The organism is Arenicella chitinivorans, assembly GCF_014651515.1.
Lineage (GTDB): Bacteria > Pseudomonadota > Gammaproteobacteria > Arenicellales > Arenicellaceae > Arenicella > Arenicella chitinivorans.
Window position 1 is genome coordinate 578,607 of record NZ_BMXA01000001.1, and the last position, 20,639, is coordinate 599,245.

Sequence of the window (20,639 nt, forward strand, 5' to 3'; positions counted from 1 at the left end):
GGTAAACTAAACATCGTAATTTTGTAACCTTAAACAGGTGTATCGAATTGAACAGAATCACCAATATCGTCATCGTCGGTCTCATTCTTCTTGTTGCAGCCTCTTGGATAGCTGACAGCAAGTCACCGGGCGCTCGACTGCCGGATGAAAAGACTTATTCAGAATTCAATGAACTGATCGTCAATGGCTCAGTTGATGACGTGATTCTGAATGAAGAAGAGCTGAAAATTTACGGAACGGATAGCTCGGGCAAGCAAGTTTGGGCGACCATGTCGCGTTTGGATGACAAGCTGGTTGATACCCTCATCGACCGTGGCATCAATTTCAAAGTCATACAGCCTGAGAAGCCCTCGGCACTGGCAAGTTTTCTGGTCAGCATTTTGCCCTTTGTGTTGTTTATTGGTGTGTGGATCTATTTGATGCGCCAGATGCAAGGTGGTGCTGGGAAAGGCGCAATGAGTTTCGGCAAGAGTAAAGCGCGATTGCTAAACCAAGACAACAATCGCGTCACTTTCGACGATGTCGCGGGCGTTGAAGAGTCAAAAGAGGAAGTACAAGAAATTGTCGAGTTTCTCCGTGATCCTTCACGCTTTCAGAAATTGGGTGGCCGCATGCCGAGCGGAATCTTGATGACTGGTAGTCCTGGTACGGGTAAAACGCTGTTGGCTAAAGCCATTGCCGGCGAGGCACAGGTGCCGTTCTTTTCGATCTCAGGCTCTGACTTTGTCGAGATGTTTGTCGGCGTAGGTGCTTCTCGCGTGCGCGACATGTTCGATCAGGCTAAGAAAAATGCACCGTGTATCATTTTTATCGATGAGATTGATGCAGTAGGGCGTCATCGTGGTGCCGGTATTGGTGGTGGCAATGACGAGCGTGAACAGACACTAAACCAGCTGCTGGTCGAAATGGACGGCTTTGAAGGCGGCGAAGGTATTATTGTGATTGCTGCGACCAACCGACCCGACGTGTTAGACCCGGCGCTTTTGCGTCCTGGTCGCTTCGACCGTCAGGTTGTGGTGCCCTTGCCAGACATTCGCGGCCGCGAGCAAATTCTCAAAGTCCATATGCGAAAAGTGCCAATCGGCAAGAGTGTAGACCCGGCTGTGATTGCCCGTGGAACCCCGGGTTTTTCTGGCGCTGATATCGCCAATCTGGTGAATGAGGCGGCATTATTCGCTGCGCGCGGGGCCAAAAAACTGGTTGAGATGGAAGATTTTGAATTTGCTAAAGACAAAGTCATGATGGGTGCGGAACGACGCTCAATCGTGATGCCAGAAAAAGAGCGGCTTAATACTGCATATCACGAATCCGGTCATGCCGTAGTCGGTGCCGTGTTGAAGGATATTTACGATCCCGTGCATAAAGTTACGATCATTCCTCGCGGAAGAGCGCTGGGCTTAACATTTTACTTGCCTGAGGAAGATCGTTTTGGCTACGACAGAGAGTTCCTCCTGGCACGTATTGCGGTTGCACTCGGTGGCCGAATCGCGGAAGAATTGTTTATGAATCAAATGACCACGGGCGCTTCGAGTGATTTTGAAAGTGCGACCGAAATGGCGCACAACATGGTTGCCCGCTGGGGCATGAGTGATGTGCTTGGCACTCGGGTGTATGGTAATAGTCAGCCTGAAGGTGGTCTTGGTGGTAATACCAGCGCCAATATGAGCGACACCACGGCTAATCTAATTGACACCGAAGTCACGCGTATTCTTGATGAGCAGTACCACCGTGCTAAACAAATTCTGGAAGAAAATCGCGATAAAGTCGAAGTGATGGCCAAGGCGTTGATGGAGTTTGAAACCCTAGACGCAGCGCAAATCGCTGAGATTATGGAAGGTAAAAAGCCAACACCGCCTGCGGATCTGCCAACACCGCGCGGTAAGGGCGACTCTGGTGATGATGAAAAAGGTAAGCCAGCAGTAAAGCCACAGCTCGACAATCCGGCGAGCGAAACGTAAACCAAGTCATCGGCGGAAGTCTGCGCGATGACGTCTAATAAAAAGCTCGGCAGCCCAGGCGCTGCCACTTTGCGCGGCCTTCTTTGTGGAAGGCCCGCAGTGCTTATGGGCATCGTAAACGTGACCCCGGACTCCTTCTCAGACGGGGGTTGCTACGAGAATACTGCGAGTGCGGTTGATCACGCGTTGTCTCTGTTAGAAGACGGTGCTGATATGCTGGATATCGGTGGTGAGTCTACTAGGCCTGGCGCGGATCCGGTCTCCTTGCAAGAGGAATTAGATCGGGTTATTCCCGTGATCGAGGGGATACGAACGCACACCAATGCGCCGATTTCTATCGACACCTATAAACCTGAGGTGATGCGAGCATCAGCCGCTGTCGGCGCGGATATGATCAATGACATCAATGCTTTGCAAGCGGAAGGGGCTGTGCAAACGGCGGCTGAATCAGGGTTGTTTTTGTGTCTCATGCACAAGCAGGGTACGCCTAAAACAATGCAAACTGCCCCTAACTACGAACACGTTGAAGATGACGTTGTCGATTTTTTAAACCAGCGCATCGCGATATGTCGGCAAGCCGGAATACCACAGAGCAAGATCACCATCGACCCAGGAATTGGGTTCGGCAAGTCTTTGTCACATAATTTGCAATTGCTCAATGCGATTGACAGCCTGCGTACACGCACCGCAAGTGAGGTGTTGATCGGTGTTTCGCGCAAATCATTGATTGATAAGCTGCTGACGCGTGCTGTCGATGAGCGTTTGCCGGCGAGCCTCGGATTGGCGGTGCAGGCAGCGCTAAATGGCGCTAGAATACTGCGCATCCACGATGTTAGAGCGACGTATGATGCGGTACGCAGCGTTGAAGCGGTACGCGATCAGCTCGCAGACTAGAATAAGAATAATTATGGCAAAATCATTTTTCGGTACAGATGGTGTGCGCGGCCCAGTAGGAAGTGAGCCGATTACGCCGAAGACCATTGTTCATTTGGGTTGGGCGCTGGGCTCCGTCATTAAAAAGCATTACGGTAAAGGCAGCGTACTGGTTGGCAAAGATACACGCGTTTCCGGTTATCTGTTGGAGTCTGCGATGGAGGCCGGCCTGTCTTCTGCGGGTATGGATGTGGTGATGTTGGGACCCTTGCCAACACCAGCGATTGCATACCTTACGCAAACAGCCCGCGCGAACGCGGGGGTTGTTATCAGTGCGTCCCACAACCCGTATTCCGACAACGGCATTAAGTTTTTCTCGGCCAACGGCAGCAAGATCTCAGACCAAATCCAAACCGAGATCGAGCAACTCATGGATGTCCCGATTGAGGTCGTGGCGTCGGAAGATCTTGGTAAGGCGTTTCGCATGGACGATGCGGTTGGTCGATATGTCGAGTTTTGTAAGGGCACGATTCCACGCAGAATGAATTTTCGCGGGCTGAAAGTGGCGTTGGATTGTGCCAATGGCGCAGCCTACCAATCAGCTCCGGCGGTATTCCACGAGCTGGGTGCGGAGATCGAGGTCATCAATAACAAACCCAATGGTTACAATATCAATGAACAGTGCGGTTCCACGCATATTGCAGGCCTTCAGAAATTGGTACTAGACGCTGAGTGCGATATTGGTATCGCGTTTGACGGTGACGCCGATCGGGTCATGATGGTGGATCGTCAGGGCAATGTTGTGGATGGTGATCAGTTATTATTCGTGCTGGCAGATAGCCTGCACAAACAGGGGCGACTCAAAGGTGGTGTCGTCGGCACACAGATGAGTAATTTCGGCATGCAGAAAGCCTTGGAATCCCGCGGTATACCTTTTGTCCGCGCGAAAGTTGGCGATCGTTATGTGATGCAGGAGTTGCATACGCGCGATTGGGCTCTCGGCGGCGAGTCGTCGGGCCATATCATCTGTTTGGATAAAACTACCACCGGAGATGGTTTGGTGTCCGCATTGCAGGTCGTAACGCAAATGACGTTCATGCAAAAACCATTGCACGAGTTAGCCTCGCAAATGCAGATGTATCCGCAAACTATGATCAATGTGCGCTTAAAACCGGGCTCAAGTGCTGCGGATGTGCTCGCACGTGCCGAGGTTCAGGCCAGTGTGAATGAGAAAGAGGCACAGCTTCAAGGGCGGGGCCGGATCCTGTTACGCGCGTCTGGTACGGAACCGTTGATACGCGTCATGGTCGAGGGCGATGACGAGGCCGAGGTTGCGAGTTGTTGTCAGCATATTGCTGCTGTGGTGGAAAAACAAGTTTGAGACTGGGTGAAAATTTAGCCGTAAGTTCTAGTGCTCGGCATAGTGCTATGCTAATATCCGCGCTCACTAAATCCCAAGCACAGAGGCGTATATGAGACGATTCTTGGTAGCAGGAAATTGGAAGATGCATGGCAGTCTAGAAATGACTTCTGAGCTGATCTCCGGCATTTCTCGCTCTGTGCTTGAAATGGCGTCACTCAGTGAACAGCGCGCCTTAGCGTATGACATCTTAGTTTGCCCGCCGACGGTGTATTTGCAACACGCAGTGGGCATAGCAGAGGGTCAGCCGCTGGTAATTGGCGCGCAAAATGTTAACGCACACGAGAACGGCGCGTACACCGGCGAAATTGCACTGCCCATGTTAGCGGAAATTGGCTGCTCATATGTGCTGATAGGGCATTCAGAACGACGCGCGTTGTTTTATGAAACTGACCAGCAGGTTGCCGAGAAATTTGCGGCCTGTGTGGCTGAGGAACAACAGGTTACGCCGATCTTGTGTGTCGGTGAGACGCTGGACGAGCGTAAGCAGGGTGCGACTGAGCAGGTCGTAGGCCAACAGCTTGACGCGGTCCTTGATAAGGTCGGGATTCAGCGCATGCAGCAATCGGTGATTGCGTACGAGCCGGTCTGGGCGATTGGAACTGGCGAAACTGCGAGTCCCGAACAAGCGCAGAATGTGCACGCATTTATTCGTGCACGTCTGGCACAGCATAATACAGGCATCGCAGAATCGATGCGTATTTTATACGGCGGCAGCGTGAAAGCCGGCAATGCAGAACTGCTATTCGCTCAACCGGATATCGACGGTGGACTGATCGGCGGGGCTGCGTTGAAGATAGAGAGTTTTGTAGGTATATGTCGTGCGGCGCAAAAGTTAGCGGCGCAGACTTGATATTGAGGATTTCGGGCTTAGGTTAGCTGAAATCATGAATGTAGATGCAGCGGTAGATTCGCGGCACAACAGAGTTAACAAATGAACGGTACTACTTTTTTAATTATCATTAGCGTATTCGCCGCCGTGGCGATTATCGCGCTGGTGTTGATGCAAAACAGCAAGAGTGACATGGGTTCGGCCTTTGGTGGCGGTGGCTCGCAAAGTATGTTTGGCAGTCGTGGTTCAGCAAACTTCTTAAGTCGCACCACGTCCATCATGGTGACCGTGTTGTTTCTGAGTTGTCTGACTCTGGCTTATATCTACGCAAAACGAAACGCGCAAGCTGATGTGGTTGAGCCTTTGATTATTCAACAGGATTCTGAGGTGCCCGTTATTGAAACCTCTACAGTAGAGCTATCAGTCGATGCAGGCGATATTCCGGCTATTCCGAATGGTGGTACGGTAACCGAGAAAGCAGTTAATGATACTGAACAAGCTGTTCAAAATACGGGTGACATAGTGGAGGAAGCGGCATCTGACGGCGTCGAAGCGGTCGATGAAGCGACCGATGCCGCGGTAGACGAGGCGCAATCTGCGGTAGACGAAGCGCAGTAGTAATTCTTGCACGTCAAATTGAAAGATTATTGCCCAGGTGGTGAAATTGGTAGACACGCTATCTTGAGGGGGTAGTAGCGCAAGCTGTGCCGGTTCAAGTCCGGCCCTGGGCACCATTTTAGAAAACCCAGTCTGTTATTCAGATTGGGTTTTTTAGTATTCGGGAGTGTCTCGTCAGTCGACGGCTCCTGGAACCTTCGGCTACACCGCGGAGACTAATCAATCGGGTCTATGGTGGTAGAAACAACAATAAATCCAGACGGTACAGATACTATGCCACACATCACATTTATTGACTTTGAGGGAACACAACGAACCGTAGATGCCAATGTTGGCGATACGCTAATGGAGGCAGCGACAAGTAACGACATTCCAGGAATTGATGCGGACTGTGGTGGTGCCTGTGCTTGTGCAACCTGTCACGTATATATTGATTCTAACTGGCAGGACGAAGTCGGCGCAGCGGAGGATTTGGAAACCGAGATGCTGGAAGTTGCGGAAGAGGTCAAGTCAAACTCACGTTTGAGCTGTCAGGTAGTGGTCACCGACTCGATGGATGGTCTGGTTGTAACAACACCTGAAAGCCAATATTGAAAAGACTGTTTTGCTTCAGCCGTTCCATCGGCTGAGGAAATCGTTGGGGCTTAATTCGGGTACTGGTTTGCTGACCTTGGGTGTGCCGAGGTACAGAAATCCGACCAATTCCTGATTTTCTGTCAAACCGAGTTCGCGATGCAGGCCGCGTTCGAACATTAGGGCACCCGAGCGCCATATAGCACCGATCCCTTGAGCGAAAGCGGCTGTCATCATCATTTGAGCGCTCGCACCGGCAGACAGTAATTGTTCGATTTTGGGTACGCTTGGGTTTTCAGTAATGTGTGCCACCACTGCAATAATCGTCGGTGCACGTAATGGTTTTTTCTCTATTTTATCTCGGGTGATTGGATCCAGTGGCGCGTTATCGAGCGTCTCCTTTGCGTTCGATAGCAAGTTACCAAGCTTATTACGAGCTTCTCCCTCGATAAGTAGGTAACGCCAAGGACGTAAGTTCTTGTGGTCGCAAGCGCGTAGCCCGGCGCGGACGATGTTGTCAATTTGCGCAGTGTTTGGGCCAGGTTCTTCGAGCAGGTTGACTGAAATTCGAGAGTGAAGTGCGTCTAGTGCATCCATGATGTGCGTGAATAGTGATAAACGGGTAGTGGTGAAACGAATCGTGATGGTAGCATTTCTTTGTGACGCCGCCTTTAATTTTCGAACGTGACTTTGGTGCCTCAGAATTGGAGTGATGTTCAAGGCGCTCGAAATGGAGATCTGACTATTAAACAGAAAGTCAGGCAGCTATCTGTTTGGTTTATTTGAGTAAATTATTTAACATAATGCCCAAATATAAAGGAATGACGAAAAAAAAACAGGGTTTGGGCTAGGCAAAAGCGTCAGGTGTGTTATCTTTGAGTTGCATATGTTTGACCCTCATATGCGACTTCGGTTTGCAGGCATTGTCTCCCAACCCGGTGCCGGTGAACCAACAGGCCCCTCGTAGCAGCTCACGGAAGGTTGCTTGGGGGTTAGGAAGGCATTCTCATGGGGGGACAGCCTTCCAATTGAGGCTCTTGAGTGTTCGGCTCAAGGGCCTCTCTTATTTGTGAGTCCGAGAACTATTGTGAGCCCGAAAACTCATTTCCAGTCATCACACTTGTCCGATCTCAGTTACAACAATCGTTTACAAACATCGTTTATAAGCACCCAAGCCTGCAACACACGTCTTTCTACCTTTGCATGCGCTTACGCAAATCTTTACGACTCGCCGACGGACGCAACGTTAGACACGATGTGTTAGTCACGATGTTGGCTCAACAATATTGGTAACGATGGACTCAATGTGCAGCGCAAAATGTATCCATGACATATTTTGACACCGTCGCAGTGAGCACAATCGGACCACTTAGCAAGGACATCGCCCTAGATTCTAGGGCGTAGTCCCCTTTGGTTTTTATCTTGTTCTTCTTATTATTTGTTCTTCTTATTATAAGTACTACTTAAACCGTCGTTTCGTTCGACCCTTCTTAGACTTCGGTTTGTTGCTCTGTCGTGCTGACGCTGCTCTGACGCCGTCTCAGGCGCTTTATTACAGTGGTCAGCGCTCTGGAGCTAAGATTCATTGGTTAGTGTTAACCAAGCTTTTACCCCACTTAAATAACAGCCGTTGAGCGCATGCTCACATCAGGTTTCGTATCAAGGTCGCAGTTGATCACTCTTGCTGGTTCCAAATCTTCTGCCTGATGTCTAAATTCATTATTACTTTGAAAACGCAATTTCTTAGTAACGAAACCATTTTTACCTTAAATTTGTTTATTCGTTCAACTGTCTATTTTTCATAATCGCCCAAATCCGGGTTTTTATGGGTCAAAACTCCCGTCGTAAATCTAGACACATACTTTGGAGTACGTTATGCATCATTCATTAATAAGCAAGGTTAAAATTTGTTCAAGTGGCGTTTACTTTCCTGATGAAATCGTAAAATCAGACGACCTTTTCGCTGAGATCAACTCGGACTCTCAGTACGATATTCCCCGTAACTGGATGTCGAGTGTGATGGGGATTTCGGAGCGTCGAATGGCTCCGGATTCAGCTAAGCCGTCAGATTTGGCGATACCCGCAGCGCGTCAAGCGCTGGCTAGTGCCGCTGAGGTCGATTCGCAAGATATTGATTTGGTTATTTTTTGTGGAATAGAACGCGACCAGTCCGAGCCCGCGACTGCCCATACCATCCAAAACGCATTAGGTTTGAATGCGCGTTATACCTTTGACATTGCAAATGCTTGTTTTGGCTTTGTTGATGCCATGCAGATCGCGACAAATTACATCCGCTGTGGTATCGTAAGGAACGCATTAGTTACGACTGGCGAAGTGCCGACTCGTGTTCTCAAAGCCGCTGTCAAGCAGTTAAAAGGCGGTGTTGATATTAAGACAGCACGAAATATTATCGGGGCATTGTCGGTTGGTGATGCAGGCGGGGCGGTTGTTTTGGGTGCGACACCCAAAAACAGTAAATCTGGCTTTGAACTGTTTAATACAGTTTCTTACAGTAGTCACGTCGATAAATGCATTTACAAACAACGTGAAGACGGTTCAATTGAGGGGCAGATGTTAATGGGTTTGATTGCCGGCGCCATTGTAAGGTCCCATTTTGGACTCATCAATGACACGCTTAAGCAATTGGGCTGGAGCGAGTTTGACTGGTTGCTGAGCCATCAAATCGGTCAGCGCCCGTTTGATAAGCTATCGCGTCTTGAAGGTGTTCAACCGAACAAGATGGTCAAAACGTTGGATAAGTTTGGCAATATTACCTCGGCGACTTTCCCAGTGAATTTTCACAAACTGGCAGAGTCAGGAGAAGTAAAGCGAGGTGATCGAGTCGGTGGTTGTTTTGCCGGATCAGGGTTGGTTATAGGTCAGTTCGGTTACACCTATTAACTATTAACGTATCTGGCAGATCCGCGAGCTAGTCGAATAAATGGCGACAAGTACCGCGCTTTGTAGTCCATTGCTGACACTCAAATTTCTCTGTAGGTGCGTGGATCCAGCTTAGACTGTGATTCACGTACTTAGAACAGCAACGGTGTTTGGGTGTAAGTGATGTTTTGCCGGCGTCTCTGTGTTGCCAATGTGAGCGAACTTGAGAGGGGACGTATTATGAATTTATATATTCTGCCAGCTTTGATCGCCTTACTGATCAAAGTTGGGGTACTGGTGGTTGCACATCGTAGTGAAAAACATTCGCCAGCTTTTATAAAGTTGGTGTTGGTGTTTGCCTTGCACAATTTGTGCGAAGTGTTGTTGTTTATCGAATTCTTCCTCGCAGGCAATAATGATTTGACCCTGCGGGCATATTACGTCAGTTCGGTCTGGGGTTTAGTGTTTGTGTTGCTGTATGGGATGGAGGTCGCTCACTATAAACAACAGGCTATTCGCACAGCTGCTCTCGGTGCCGCAACCTTATTGTCAGTTGTCATACTCGGTAGTGGTTACATCGTCGCTGGCAGTCATGCCATCGGTTACGTTTTTACGGCAACCAAAGGACCACTTTATTTGCTGTTTCAGGCTTACTCCATGGTCACTATGATGGCTGTGTTTGCGATACTGATTTATGGGTATCGACGCGCTAAGTCGCATATGGCAGAGATTCAATGTTTGTCCACGGTCACGTCATTTTTGCCCCTAATTGTGTTGAGTGTGCTGATCATGACACTAATGAATTTAGGCTACCAAATAAACGCCACGGCCATCTTACCGATTGCGACTTCAGCTTTCTTGTGCATTCTTTTATTGACTGAATCGCACCACCGTTTAACTGATATTCGACGCTATCTTCCTGGTTCACCGGAACGTCGAACATCGAATGAAATAATGGAGATATTTTCCCGTTATTCGAGAGACGACATGGAGTATCGTGCAGCAGTGAGTGAAATTGAGAAGATGTTGGTATTACACAAGTATCAGAAGAACAATCGCAACGCGAGTGCCACGGCGCAGCTGATGGGCATGCCACGCTCATCACTGTATTCGATTTTTAACCGACTCAAGATCGAAGATAAGTAACTCACAGATCCAGTTGTGCGCCGTGTGCAGCAGAGCCTGAGTTGTATTGCTGAGGCTAAAAGCTGCGCGTCGGTCGAGATGCGCGGTGGCTATGTTGAGTTGTTTCCGTCCCAGCCCGAACGTTCCCGTGTTTGAGTTAGTCTTTCCCGACTTCTGTAACGTGCATTGAGCAATTTTACTCGTGCTTAGCGGGTCAACAGTTTTGTTGTGTCCAATGAATTTGGTGGTCAGCCGGTGCGAGACACGCTGGTGACTTTGCGTTGGGGAGTGTTGAATTACGGTGGGGAATGTTGAATGGCTCCCCGAGCTGGACTCGAACCAGCGACCCAATGATTAACAGTCATTTGCTCTACCAACTGAGCTATCGGGGAACGTTTTTCAACGAAGGCGAATCGTACTGACTCCGCCCTAAATGGTCAAGTAATTTCCCCGAATTTTTTCGTATTATTTTGCCTTCGTTCTGGTTGGCCACCATGCCTAAAATCTAACTCGAACTGAGGCAGCGAGAACGCTGTTTTTTGTTCAGTTTTCTACTCGTTCTCGCGCGCCCAGTATGCAGTAGTCGAATGTAGGCCTCTTTTTCGCTGTTCGCGCTACACACGTAAAACCCAGCGCTGCGCGCATGACCATCGGCAAAAAAGCGGAGGCGTCCACGCTGGTTGAAGGTTACTCTCACGCCGTCGTCGCCATCATACGTACGAATCAGTTGATCTGAGCTGTCTAGGCGGTTGTTCCCGTTGGCATCTGCATACAGAATCCATCCGTAGCGCCAATTCATGTTTGCGTGGCGGTTCGGTTCGCATTCAGTCATGCTGGCGTCGGCCGCAGCGCATACCGTAACGATCTCATGATGCGTGATCGCGTGCGTGCGTGCCTGGTACAACGCCGTATGCAACGCACTGGCTTTGGTGCTAATGCGCGTATTTGTTATTAAGGTGCCGAAACTGGGGACTGCAATCGTAGTGACGACGCCAACTAGAGCGACCGTGATCATTAATTCCAGCAATGTGAATCCACGTAGCCTGATCGCACGCGTACGAGTGTGTGGTATAAGCATAACGTTTCCTCCGTGAAACGAATTGTTTGAATAGCGTCATTCCCTGACACCTGTCCCCACTCTAGACCATATTTTTCGTGAACTCAAGCGCCATCTCGGTATCGTGTTGCATATCGCCTTGCGGTGTGTTGATTTATACTACCGGGCCGAGGAACAGTGGTCTGAAATGAGTATGAAACGCGAATTTAAGTTGGTCAGTGAATATACGCCATCCGGTGATCAGCCCGGTGCGATTGCCGCCCTAATAGAGGGCTTGAATAATGGCGAGGCGTTTCAAACTTTGCTCGGGGTCACCGGGTCAGGTAAAACCTTTACCATGGCAAATGTGATTCAAGCCGTACAGCGCCCTACCATCTTAATGGCGCCGAATAAAACACTGGCCGCGCAGTTGTATTCCGAGATGCGCGATTTCTTCCCGCACAACGCGGTGGAATATTTTGTCTCGTATTATGACTACTATCAACCCGAGGCTTACGTACCAAGTTCCGATACGTTTATCGAGAAAGATGCCTCGATTAATGAACATATCGACCAAATGCGTCTCTCTGCTACCAAGGCGATACTAGAGCGTGAAGACGTTATCATCGTTGCTACCGTGTCGGCGATCTACGGTTTAGGTGACCCAAGCGCGTATCATGAAATGATCCTGCACTTAAGTGTTGGCGATATCATGGATCAGCGTGCCATCCTCAAGCGACTGGCAGAACTTCAATACACACGCAACGATACAGAGCTTAAGCGGGCAACGTTTCGGGTTCGCGGTGATGTCATTGATATTTTTCCAGCGGAATCCGAGCGCTATGCCATTCGGGTTGAGTTGTTCGGGGATGACGTGGAGAAAATTTCGCGGTTTGATCCGTTGACTGGCGCTATAGAGGAAGAGCTCAAACGCGTGACCGTGTTTCCAAAGTCGCATTATGTGACACCTCGTTCGCGTGTGTTGGCCGCCTGTGAACAGATTCGCGAAGAGTTGCGCGAGCGCTTAAGCCAGTTGCGAGAATTGGACAAACTAGTCGAGGCCCAACGTCTAGAGCAACGCACACTGTTTGACCTAGAAATGATGCAAGAGTTGGGCTATTGCAATGGAATCGAGAATTATTCACGTTATCTATCCGGCGCTCAACCAGGTGAGCCGCCGCCAACATTGATTAACTATTTGCCACCCAATGCAATGATGATTTTAGATGAAAGTCATGTGTTGGTGCCGCAATTGGGTGCGATGTACAAAGGCGACCGTTCGCGTAAGGAGACCTTGGTTGAGTATGGGTTTCGTTTGCCATCCGCGATGGATAATCGGCCACTTAAGTTTGCGGAGTTTCGACAACTCATGCCGCAAACGGTCTTTGTGTCCGCCACGCCTGGCGACTATGAACTGGAACAAAACCCAGACACTATTGACCAAGTGGTGCGCCCGACTGGGTTAGTCGATCCAGAGATCGAAATACGTCCGGTAGCAACCCAAGTGGACGACGTGTTATCTGAAATCAATTTGCGTGTCGAGCTTAACGAACGGGTATTGATCACGACATTAACCAAACGCATGTCGGAGGATCTGACTGATTACCTGACCGACGCAGGCGTCAAGGTTCGGTATCTACATTCCGATATCGATACTGTGGAGCGCGTCGAGATTATTCGCGACCTGCGCGCTGGCGAATTCGATGTGCTGGTCGGGATCAATCTGCTAAGAGAGGGCTTGGACATGCCTGAGGTCTCATTGGTGGCGATTCTGGACGCAGATAAAGAAGGCTTTTTGCGTTCGACGCGCTCGTTGATTCAAACGATTGGCCGCGCAGCTCGTAATCTAAACGGGAGGGCGATTCTGTATGCGGATCGGATCACCCGGTCGATGAAAATCGCGATAGATGAAACTGAGCGACGGCGCAAGAAACAAGAAGCTCACAACAAAAAATATGGCATTGTGCCAAAGAGTGTGTCCAAGGCGGTGCGCGACATTATTGACGGTGCCACCAGCGATGCCGCGAATGAATTAGCCAAGATAAGGCAGCCCCAGTCGTCGATTGGTGTGGTAACCGATCCACAGGAGTTCAAACGGTTAATGCAATCGCTCGAAAAAGAGATGTATGAATTTGCCGAGAATCTGGAATTTGAGAAAGCAGCACAAACGCGTGATCGCATCGAAGAGTTACGCGCTGGATACCTCAAAGGCTGATGCAGCGGTGATATTTTTTTCATTTTAAGTAGGGGAAAGTCGACGTCTTATGCTCAATGTTATTAGAAACCTAACCTATAGCCCGGAGTACCACACCCAATGATGGAGACCGTTGAGTTATCGATGATATCGATTCTGGTGCTCGTGCTGATTGCGGTCGTGGCCGGTTATATCGATACGCTGGTTGGCGGCGGCGGGTTGATTACCATTCCGGCGTTGTTGGCGGCAGGCATTCCACCAATAGTTGCATTGGGCACCAATAAGTTGCAGGCCGTGGCTGGTAGCGGTACCGCATCGCTGACCTTATTGCTTAAAGGAAAAGTGCAGTTCTCTGAGGTGCGCTGGTGGATGTTGGCTGCGTTTATAGGGTCCGCGATTGGTTCGGTTGCGGTCCAATTTATTGACAGCGGTGCGTTACGGGTGATTATCCCAGTCGTCCTAGTGGGGATCGCAATCTATTTTTTGTTTATGCCGCGAAATATCGAACCAGACCGAAAGCCGCGGCTAAATCGCACGGCCTATGGATTAAGCGCCGTGCCTGGTGTTGGCTTTTACGATGGCATGTTTGGTCCTGGTACCGGGTCGTTTTTTGTGTGGGCTGGCGTCGCCTTACGCGGCCAGACCATGGTGCCGGCCACGATCGTTGCCAAAACGCTGAATTTTGCCACCAATGTCGCTTCGCTCTTGGTGTTTGTTGCCTTTGGCAAAGTGTTGTGGTTGGTCGGTGGTGCCATGATCGTAGGTCAGTTTATTGGCGCCAGTCTCGGTGCGCGGACCTTGCTCAAAATTGATCCCTCGGTGCTGCGCTATTTGGTTATCCTAATGTGTGGAATTATTCTCTTGGCATGGTGGCGCCAATGAGTGGTTTGCACCGCAGGACCGCATGGGGCGCACTGGTTTGACTGATCAAATCGCATCCGAGTTTTTAAAGTATCGTCGAGTGATTGCATCGCTTTTGCGCAAGTTGCGTCCGCGCGCCAGTGTACAGGACATCGAGGATATTCTGCAGGAAACCTACATCAACACCTACCAGTCATCATTGAAGCAGGACATAGCGTTTCCTAAGGCATTTATGGTGAAAACGGCTATCCGGCTGGCCAATCGACATATCTCAGTCGCGCAGCGGGTTGATTGCGATGAAATGATTGAGGAACGTTCAGATGAACATGGTCTGCTGTTTAATGCACAACAGTTTGCCAGTCAAACTGAGCAAGAAGTTTTGAGTCGAGAAGAGTTTGGTTTCCTGTGTGAGGCGGTCAGTGAGTTGCCGACACAGTGTCGTAAAGTTTTTATTTTAAAAAAAGTGTACGGCTTATCACAGCGTGAAATAGCCAAACGACTGGGGATCAGTGAAAGCACGGTTGAGAAACACGTAGCAAAAGGTTTGTTGAGAACCATACAAAGCTATAACGCACAACACATGGAGGCGGGCGACGCGAGTCCAGCACCCGTGTACGATTTAAGCGCGGCCAAAGGCGGTCGCGGACAAAGGTAGAACGCATGCAGACGTTATTATTTCCAAACCAAGAGGCAGTTATTAGTCGCGCCACGAACTGGATTGCCAAAATAGATCGCGGCTTGAACGCTGAGGAACAGCGTTCGCTGGCCCAGTGGCTGGAAGAGTCACCGCACCACGGTGACGCGCTTGTTCAGTGTGCCTCGATGTGGGATATGCTGGATATCTTGCAGCCGATCTCTAAGTTGATGCCGATGCGGGATTTTCAACTCGAAGCGGACGTAGCCGTGGGGAGTAGATTCAGGTTCGGTCGTGTGCTAGGTGTTGCACTCGCGGCGTCGGTGGCCGTCGTCACTGCGGTGAGCGTGATTGCATTTTTACCACAGTCACAGACCTATCATGTGCCCGAGACTGCGCATACGGCGCCCCGAATTATTCAGCATTACCAAACGGGTGTTGGCGAGACCACGGTGTTCGCACTCAGTGACGGGAGTCTGATGCAGTTAAATACCGACTCCAAAGTGGCGGTTGAATACACGTCGAGCGCACGTAATATCACTTTGTTGCAGGGCGAAGTCTATGTGGATGTGGCGAAAGATGCCAGTAAACCGTTTACGGTGGAGTCAGGGGTAGATAGGGTCACCGCCATTGGGACTGCATTCAGCGTCGATCGACGTGGCGACGATGAGACTGAAGTTATTGTCACCGAGGGTACGGTGCGTGTGAATCGACGTGCGGATGCGCCGAGTCAGCGGTACGACGATTTATATTTAACCCCCGGGCAGCGATTGTTGGTTGGTGAAGCCCGCCCTCGGTTGTCGGTAGATGATGATCCAGAAAGTGCCCTGGCTTGGCGTGAGGGCATGATTGTATTTCGCGGCGAGCCGCTGCGTGAGGCGATCCGTGAAATTGATCGCTACACGCCATTGTCCTTTGAAATCGCCGATCCACAGCTGGCGGAGATTCCGGTAGGTGGGTATTTTAAGACTGGTGATCTAGATCAATTGCTGGCAATTCTAGAACAAAACTTCGGCGTGGCACATACCCGGCACGGCACTCGGGTTATGCTGGCTCGCGCATATTAAGGCACTGATTACGCCTTTCGTTTGGGACTATTCTAGCCGCGCACAGAGGAATCGTTGGGCGGAACGCCAGCGTAAAGTAGCACAGTTGGGTGATACTGCGTAAAATCGCCAGATGGTCCGAAATTCCAGCATCCTTGGTTGGGTATTTTTGTTGGTGGTTTGTATTGCGTCGAGCAAAGCCTTTGCTGCTGAACGAGACGTGCAACAACAGTTCTACTTTAATATCCCGCGTTTATCCGCCGACAAAGCGCTAACTCGCTTTGCCCGCCAGGCCGATCTCACGCTGCTGTTTCCGTATCAGTTGGTAAAAAAGTATCAGACTCGCGCACTGTATGGCCGTTACACAATACGTGATGGTCTGGAAATCATGTTGTCAGGTACAGACATCCAGATCAGTACGGGGTTCGAATCTTCTGAACCAGATATCGATCTGATGCTAGACGAAAACGGAGCGGAGCCGCCGCCAATTTCTAGCGACCGTCAGGGCGACCTGACCGCCAGCGTCATTACCCTAACGGTTGCCTCAGAGAAGGTGGATGCAGAAGACGTTACGACGCCGCAGACCGAACCAATCGAAGAGATGGTGGTGGTCGGTAGCCGACGACTGGTTGCGCGCTCGGTGAGTGAGTCGCCAGTGCCGGTCGATATCATCAGTGCTGAACAGCTGGCGTTTCTCGGCAATGGCGCAGACTTGACGGACAGTTTGCGCACGCTCGTACCCTCGTACATCGCAACCCCAGCAACAGGCGACGCCAGTGCGTTTGTTCGGCCAACTTCATTGCGTGGGATGTCGCCGGATCAAACCCTGGTGCTGGTGAATGGCAAACGGCGACACCGGTCCGCGGTGGTGCATTTCTTTGCGCCCGCGGCTGGGAACGGCTCACACGGTGTGGATGTGGGGATGGTGCCAACCATTGCGATTAAAAATGTACAGATTTTACGCGACGGTGCGGCGGCACAATACGGCTCCGATGCAATTGCAGGAGTGATTAACATTGAGCTGAACGACGCAAGTCAAGGCGGCGAGATTCGCGCTGCCTATGGTCAGTTTTATGATGGCGAATCGAGTATCCAGGTGGCTGCCAACCTGGGATTGTCCCTAGGCGGTTACGGATTTTTAAATCTGAGTCTGGAGGCGACCGATAATGATGCTCTGTCGCGGGGGATTATTCGGCCGGATGCTCAGGCATTGATCGATGCTGGGGTGCCTGGCGTTGGCGCAGATTCACCTTTTGGTGATGCGCCGTTTACCCAGACTTGGGGGCGTCCAGAGACTGCGGGTCAACGATTTTACTTTAATAGTGAATACGATGTGAGCCCAAGAGTGACGTGGTATGCGTTCGGAAATTATGCGGACACAGAGGGCCGGTACCGCTTTTTCTATCGTGAGCCAAATCACCCGAGCATCACACAGCAGGGGCTCGCCACCCTGTTTCCGGCTGGCTATACCCCCTACCTTGATGGGTATCAGTCCGATTTCAGTGTTATTAGCGGTCTACTTGGCGGCTTTAGTGATGGTACGAACTACGACGTAAGCGTGGCCTACGGACAAAACGAACTCGACTACTATTTGTTCAATACGCTTAATCCAAGTTTGCCGGTCTTGGGCAATGGTGAACCGGTGATGAACTTCGATGTCGGAGCGTACCGACAGGAGGAGTTTAATTTTAATGTTGATTTATCACGTCAACTTAACGACAGCCTGTACTTATCTTACGGGCTCGAGCATCGGCATGAAACATTTACGCTGTTAATTGGCGATGAAAATGCCCGCGTCGGTGAGGGGCCTAGTGGATTCGCGTCGCCAAACGAATTCAATGCGGGTGCATTTAGTCGCGACAATCTAGCGTTATACCTCGACCTTGAGCATGATCTGTCTGCGCAATGGCTAATTCAGTATGCACTCCGTCATGAAGACTACTCCGATTTTGGCAGCACCACGAACGTTAAAATTGCAAGCCGTTATACCCTGACTGAGGGCTTTGCGCTGCGCGGTGCGCTCTCCACCGGATTCCACGCCCCAACTCCGGGGCAGTCTAATATTTCCTCCACCATTACCACCTTTGATGGGCAATCCGGGATTCAGGTGGAGGAAGGGCTAGTGCCAGCAAACTCGAGTCTGGCACGCGGCGCTGGCGGCACGGAGCTAAAAGAAGAAGAGTCGGTGAATTTAAGTTTCGGTTTTACCCGTACGCTGGGTGTCAATTGGGATCTGACTCTGGATTTTTACCGTGTGGATGTTCAGGATCGGATTTATCGCACGGGGGATATTCCCGTGCCCAACGCTGAGCAGCGTACCTTGTCTTTTTACACGAATGCGCTTGATGTCAGTCATCGCGGGTTTGATTTGGTGGTCAATGGCCGCTTTGACTGGGGCCGTGATTTACACACCCAAGTTACATTGGCTGCGGCTCACAATGAGGTGAATGTAACTGGCCAGACACCGGTGGCCGGCATCAACCCGGTCAGCGCAGCGACGATCGAAGATATTGAGTCGAACTACCCCAAGAACCGTGTCACTTTATCAACTCGAACTGATCTAAGCGATGACGTGAATCTGCTACTGAGAGCCACCTATTATGGTTCGCATTTCGATGAGCGTGGCACAATCGACGGTGAGCCAGGCAATCGCAGTGCGCGAATACAGCCGATTACCTATATTGACGCTGAGCTTGGTTGGCAGGCAACGGATCAATTGCGCGTCGTGATGGGATTCTCCAATATATTTGATACTTATGTTGATGAAATTCAGGATGACGGTGTCTTTGCCAATCGACAGGCAGTAGGACTGCAATACCCGCGGCGAACCGCCGCAAACTATGAAGGCGGATCATGGTATTTACGTGGAGTTTACCGGTTTTAAGCTGCGCGCGAGCTTGCCGAATTGTGCATCATGGATGAAATCTGGACAGCGCGGATGATAACGTCGGTTTAACAAAATTTTGCTTGTAACTAACACGGTTTGAGGATAAAAGGCATATGTCCAAAGGTGGATCGTGGTAAGTGGTTTTCAGCAGTTCGTACACATTATTCACGTTACACTGAGTGGCAAACTTATCCACGAAACATAAAAAAACTCCGTCCAGGAGGACAAATGAATACACGTAACCAGGACTTTCTTTCCTCGGTTGAAAGAATGTTTGATCAAGCCGCCGAGTTGGTAGGCATTCCGGATGATCTTCGCCACAAAATTAAGGTGGCAAATTCAACGTACACGGTCCGTTTTGGTGTGCGCTTACGCAATAAGCTGTTCACCTTTGTTGGGTACCGGTCTGTGCACTCGGAGCACCGCGAACCGGTTAAAGGCGGAATTCGATATTCACCCTATGCGGACCAAGATGAGGTCGAAGCGTTGGCGGCGTTGATGACGTACAAGTGTGCTTTGGTTGAGGCGCCATTTGGTGGCTCAAAGGGCGCGCTGGTGATTGACCCTACGGAATGGGAACCTCACGAACTTGAGCGTATTACGCGACGTTTTACCCAAGAGTTGGCAAAGCGTGATTTGATCAGTCCGGCACAAAACGTGCCCGCGCCGGACATGGGTACCGGCGAACGCGAGATGGCGTGGATGGCCGACGAGTACAAGCGACTGAATCCAAATGAGTTAAATACCTGGGCTTGTGTTACCGGTAAACCGGTTAGCAAAGGCGGTATCCGTGGTCGAGTCGAAGCCACGGGACGTGGTGTTCAATATGCACTGCGAGAGGCGTTTCGCCATACGCGTGATATCGAGTTTGCTGGCTTGAGCGGTAACTTGTCCGGCAAGCGTGTGGTGGTCCAGGGGCTTGGCAATGTGGGGTATCATGCTGCGCAGTTTCTGTCTCAGGAAGACGACGCGATTATCATTGGCGTGATGGAGCGCGATGGCGCCGTTTACGATGAAAGCGGCATCGATATTGATGGCCTCCATCGGCATATCCATGAGACCGGTGGCGTCAAAGGTTATAAGGGCTTCACGAATGACTCACAGCAGGTGTTGACGTGTGACTGTGATATATTCATCCCAGCTGCGCTCGAGGGTGTCATTACCACAGCGAACGCGGACGACATCAAAGCCAGAATCATTATCGAAGCTGCGAACGGGCCGATTACCTTTACCGCGAACGAAATGCTGCGTGATCGCGGGGTGCTGATTATTCCAGATTTATACGCTAATGCGGGTGGTGTGACAGTGTCCTATTTCGAATGGGTAAAAAACATTGGTCACATTCGTTTTGGGCGCATGCAACGCCGTCAGCACGAACGCCAAACCATTGATATGGTTGAAGCAATCGAAGCCATGACCGGTCAGAAGTTCCCTGAACAGCTGCTACACAAAATTATTCAAGGCCCAACGGAGCTCGACTTGGTACGTTCTGGTCTCGATGATGTCATGCGCGAGGGCTATCAGGTAATCAGTGAGAAATGGCATAGTGACCAGCGCATTCCAGATCTGCGGACAGCGGCAATGATGATTGCGATTGAGCGTATTCGAGACTCGTATTCGTCGCTTGGTATCTAACGCAGTCGAAGGTTTTAGCGCAGTTTGCACTGAAGACACAAAAAAAGCCGTCATCCTCAGTTGGGAT

The 20,639-nt window shown here is 50.4% G+C and carries 16 protein-coding genes and 2 tRNA genes; 15 read left to right on the forward strand and 3 right to left on the reverse strand.

The window, feature by feature from the left end; genetic code table 11:
- Window positions 1–47: 47 nt before the first annotated feature.
- The 7 genes from ftsH to IE055_RS02605 all read left to right on the forward strand — a co-directional run bounded on the left by ftsH (window position 48) and on the right by IE055_RS02605 (window position 6,295).
- Window positions 48–1,958: an ATP-dependent zinc metalloprotease FtsH gene (gene ftsH / locus IE055_RS02575; RefSeq protein WP_229794092.1), complete on the forward strand. Its 1,911-nt coding sequence runs from the start codon at window positions 48–50 to the stop codon at window positions 1,956–1,958.
- Window positions 1,959–2,063: 105 nt separating this feature from the next.
- Window positions 2,064–2,852 (forward strand): dihydropteroate synthase, encoded by a 789-nt coding sequence (gene folP, locus IE055_RS02580; protein ID WP_189398920.1) that lies wholly within the window; start codon window positions 2,064–2,066, stop codon window positions 2,850–2,852.
- Window positions 2,853–2,865: 13 nt separating this feature from the next.
- Complete coding sequence (gene glmM, locus IE055_RS02585; RefSeq protein ID WP_189398435.1) at window positions 2,866–4,212, forward strand: phosphoglucosamine mutase; 1,347 nt, start codon at window positions 2,866–2,868, stop codon at window positions 4,210–4,212.
- Between the two features lie 91 nt (window positions 4,213–4,303).
- The gene (gene tpiA, locus IE055_RS02590) at window positions 4,304–5,104 is read left to right on the forward strand and encodes a triose-phosphate isomerase (RefSeq protein WP_189398436.1); all 801 of its coding nucleotides are present in this window, start codon (window positions 4,304–4,306) and stop codon (window positions 5,102–5,104) included.
- An 81-nt stretch (window positions 5,105–5,185) separates the two neighbouring features.
- The gene (secG, locus tag IE055_RS02595) at window positions 5,186–5,701 is read left to right on the forward strand and encodes a preprotein translocase subunit SecG (RefSeq protein ID WP_189398437.1); all 516 of its coding nucleotides are present in this window, start codon (window positions 5,186–5,188) and stop codon (window positions 5,699–5,701) included.
- 31 nt (window positions 5,702–5,732) lie between these two features.
- Window positions 5,733–5,817, forward strand: a tRNA-Leu gene (locus tag IE055_RS02600).
- Window positions 5,818–5,974: 157 nt separating this feature from the next.
- Window positions 5,975–6,295 carry a 2Fe-2S iron-sulfur cluster-binding protein gene (locus IE055_RS02605; protein ID WP_189398438.1) on the forward strand — a complete coding sequence of 107 codons (321 nt, stop codon included), beginning with the start codon at window positions 5,975–5,977 and terminating at the stop codon, window positions 6,293–6,295.
- Between the two features lie 15 nt (window positions 6,296–6,310).
- Here IE055_RS02605 and IE055_RS02610 read toward each other — a convergent pair whose 3' ends face one another.
- On the reverse strand, window positions 6,311–6,871 hold the full coding sequence (locus IE055_RS02610) for a nitroreductase family protein (RefSeq protein ID WP_189398439.1): 561 nt from the start codon (window positions 6,869–6,871) through the stop codon (window positions 6,311–6,313).
- Between the two features lie 1,278 nt (window positions 6,872–8,149).
- Here IE055_RS02610 and IE055_RS02615 point away from each other — a divergent pair.
- Window positions 8,150–9,175 (forward strand): 3-oxoacyl-[acyl-carrier-protein] synthase III C-terminal domain-containing protein, encoded by a 1,026-nt coding sequence (locus IE055_RS02615; RefSeq protein WP_189398440.1) that lies wholly within the window; start codon window positions 8,150–8,152, stop codon window positions 9,173–9,175.
- A 219-nt stretch (window positions 9,176–9,394) separates the two neighbouring features.
- On the forward strand, window positions 9,395–10,300 hold the full coding sequence (locus IE055_RS02620) for a hypothetical protein (RefSeq protein ID WP_189398441.1): 906 nt from the start codon (window positions 9,395–9,397) through the stop codon (window positions 10,298–10,300).
- Window positions 10,301–10,595: 295 nt separating this feature from the next.
- On the opposite strand, the gene IE055_RS02625 is transcribed toward IE055_RS02620, so the two are convergent.
- Together IE055_RS02625 and IE055_RS02630 are read right to left on the reverse strand one after the other, a co-directional pair.
- A tRNA-Asn gene (locus tag IE055_RS02625) sits at window positions 10,596–10,671 on the reverse strand.
- A 113-nt stretch (window positions 10,672–10,784) separates the two neighbouring features.
- A complete protein-coding gene (locus tag IE055_RS02630; protein ID WP_189398921.1) occupies window positions 10,785–11,357 on the reverse strand; it encodes a GspH/FimT family pseudopilin in 573 nt (190 codons plus the stop codon).
- Between the two features lie 172 nt (window positions 11,358–11,529).
- On the opposite strand from IE055_RS02630, the gene uvrB reads away from it, so the two are divergent.
- From uvrB to IE055_RS02660, 6 genes are all read left to right on the forward strand, one after another.
- A complete protein-coding gene (gene uvrB, locus IE055_RS02635; RefSeq protein ID WP_189398442.1) occupies window positions 11,530–13,530 on the forward strand; it encodes an excinuclease ABC subunit UvrB in 2,001 nt (666 codons plus the stop codon).
- Window positions 13,531–13,629: 99 nt separating this feature from the next.
- Window positions 13,630–14,391 (forward strand): TSUP family transporter, encoded by a 762-nt coding sequence (locus tag IE055_RS02640; protein WP_229794094.1) that lies wholly within the window; start codon window positions 13,630–13,632, stop codon window positions 14,389–14,391.
- Window positions 14,357–15,025: an RNA polymerase sigma factor gene (locus IE055_RS02645; protein ID WP_189398443.1), complete on the forward strand. Its 669-nt coding sequence runs from the start codon at window positions 14,357–14,359 to the stop codon at window positions 15,023–15,025. Before IE055_RS02640 ends, IE055_RS02645 begins: the two co-directional genes overlap by 35 nt.
- Before the next feature lie 5 nt (window positions 15,026–15,030).
- Window positions 15,031–16,071 carry a FecR family protein gene (locus IE055_RS02650; protein ID WP_189398444.1) on the forward strand — a complete coding sequence of 347 codons (1,041 nt, stop codon included), beginning with the start codon at window positions 15,031–15,033 and terminating at the stop codon, window positions 16,069–16,071.
- Between the two features lie 112 nt (window positions 16,072–16,183).
- The gene (locus IE055_RS02655) at window positions 16,184–18,934 is read left to right on the forward strand and encodes a TonB-dependent receptor plug domain-containing protein (protein WP_189398445.1); all 2,751 of its coding nucleotides are present in this window, start codon (window positions 16,184–16,186) and stop codon (window positions 18,932–18,934) included.
- Between the two features lie 231 nt (window positions 18,935–19,165).
- The gene (locus tag IE055_RS02660) at window positions 19,166–20,572 is read left to right on the forward strand and encodes a Glu/Leu/Phe/Val family dehydrogenase (RefSeq protein ID WP_189398446.1); all 1,407 of its coding nucleotides are present in this window, start codon (window positions 19,166–19,168) and stop codon (window positions 20,570–20,572) included.
- Window positions 20,573–20,639: the final 67 nt, after the last annotated feature.

Coding starts and splice junctions, on each gene's coding strand:
- glmM (WP_189398435.1), top strand. CDS start 2,866: ATGGCAAAATCATTTTTCGGTACAGATGGTGTGCGCGGCCCAGTAGGA.
- uvrB (WP_189398442.1), top strand. CDS start 11,530: ATGAAACGCGAATTTAAGTTGGTCAGTGAATATACGCCATCCGGTGAT.
- IE055_RS02655 (WP_189398445.1), top strand. CDS start 16,184: ATGGTCCGAAATTCCAGCATCCTTGGTTGGGTATTTTTGTTGGTGGTT.
- secG (WP_189398437.1), top strand. CDS start 5,186: ATGAACGGTACTACTTTTTTAATTATCATTAGCGTATTCGCCGCCGTG.
- folP (WP_189398920.1), top strand. CDS start 2,064: ATGGGCATCGTAAACGTGACCCCGGACTCCTTCTCAGACGGGGGTTGC.
- IE055_RS02640 (WP_229794094.1), top strand. CDS start 13,630: ATGATGGAGACCGTTGAGTTATCGATGATATCGATTCTGGTGCTCGTG.
- IE055_RS02650 (WP_189398444.1), top strand. CDS start 15,031: ATGCAGACGTTATTATTTCCAAACCAAGAGGCAGTTATTAGTCGCGCC.
- IE055_RS02610 (WP_189398439.1), bottom strand. CDS start 6,871: ATGGATGCACTAGACGCACTTCACTCTCGAATTTCAGTCAACCTGCTC.
- IE055_RS02605 (WP_189398438.1), top strand. CDS start 5,975: ATGCCACACATCACATTTATTGACTTTGAGGGAACACAACGAACCGTA.
- IE055_RS02615 (WP_189398440.1), top strand. CDS start 8,150: ATGCATCATTCATTAATAAGCAAGGTTAAAATTTGTTCAAGTGGCGTT.
- IE055_RS02620 (WP_189398441.1), top strand. CDS start 9,395: ATGAATTTATATATTCTGCCAGCTTTGATCGCCTTACTGATCAAAGTT.
- tpiA (WP_189398436.1), top strand. CDS start 4,304: ATGAGACGATTCTTGGTAGCAGGAAATTGGAAGATGCATGGCAGTCTA.
- IE055_RS02660 (WP_189398446.1), top strand. CDS start 19,166: ATGAATACACGTAACCAGGACTTTCTTTCCTCGGTTGAAAGAATGTTT.
- IE055_RS02630 (WP_189398921.1), bottom strand. CDS start 11,357: ATGCTTATACCACACACTCGTACGCGTGCGATCAGGCTACGTGGATTC.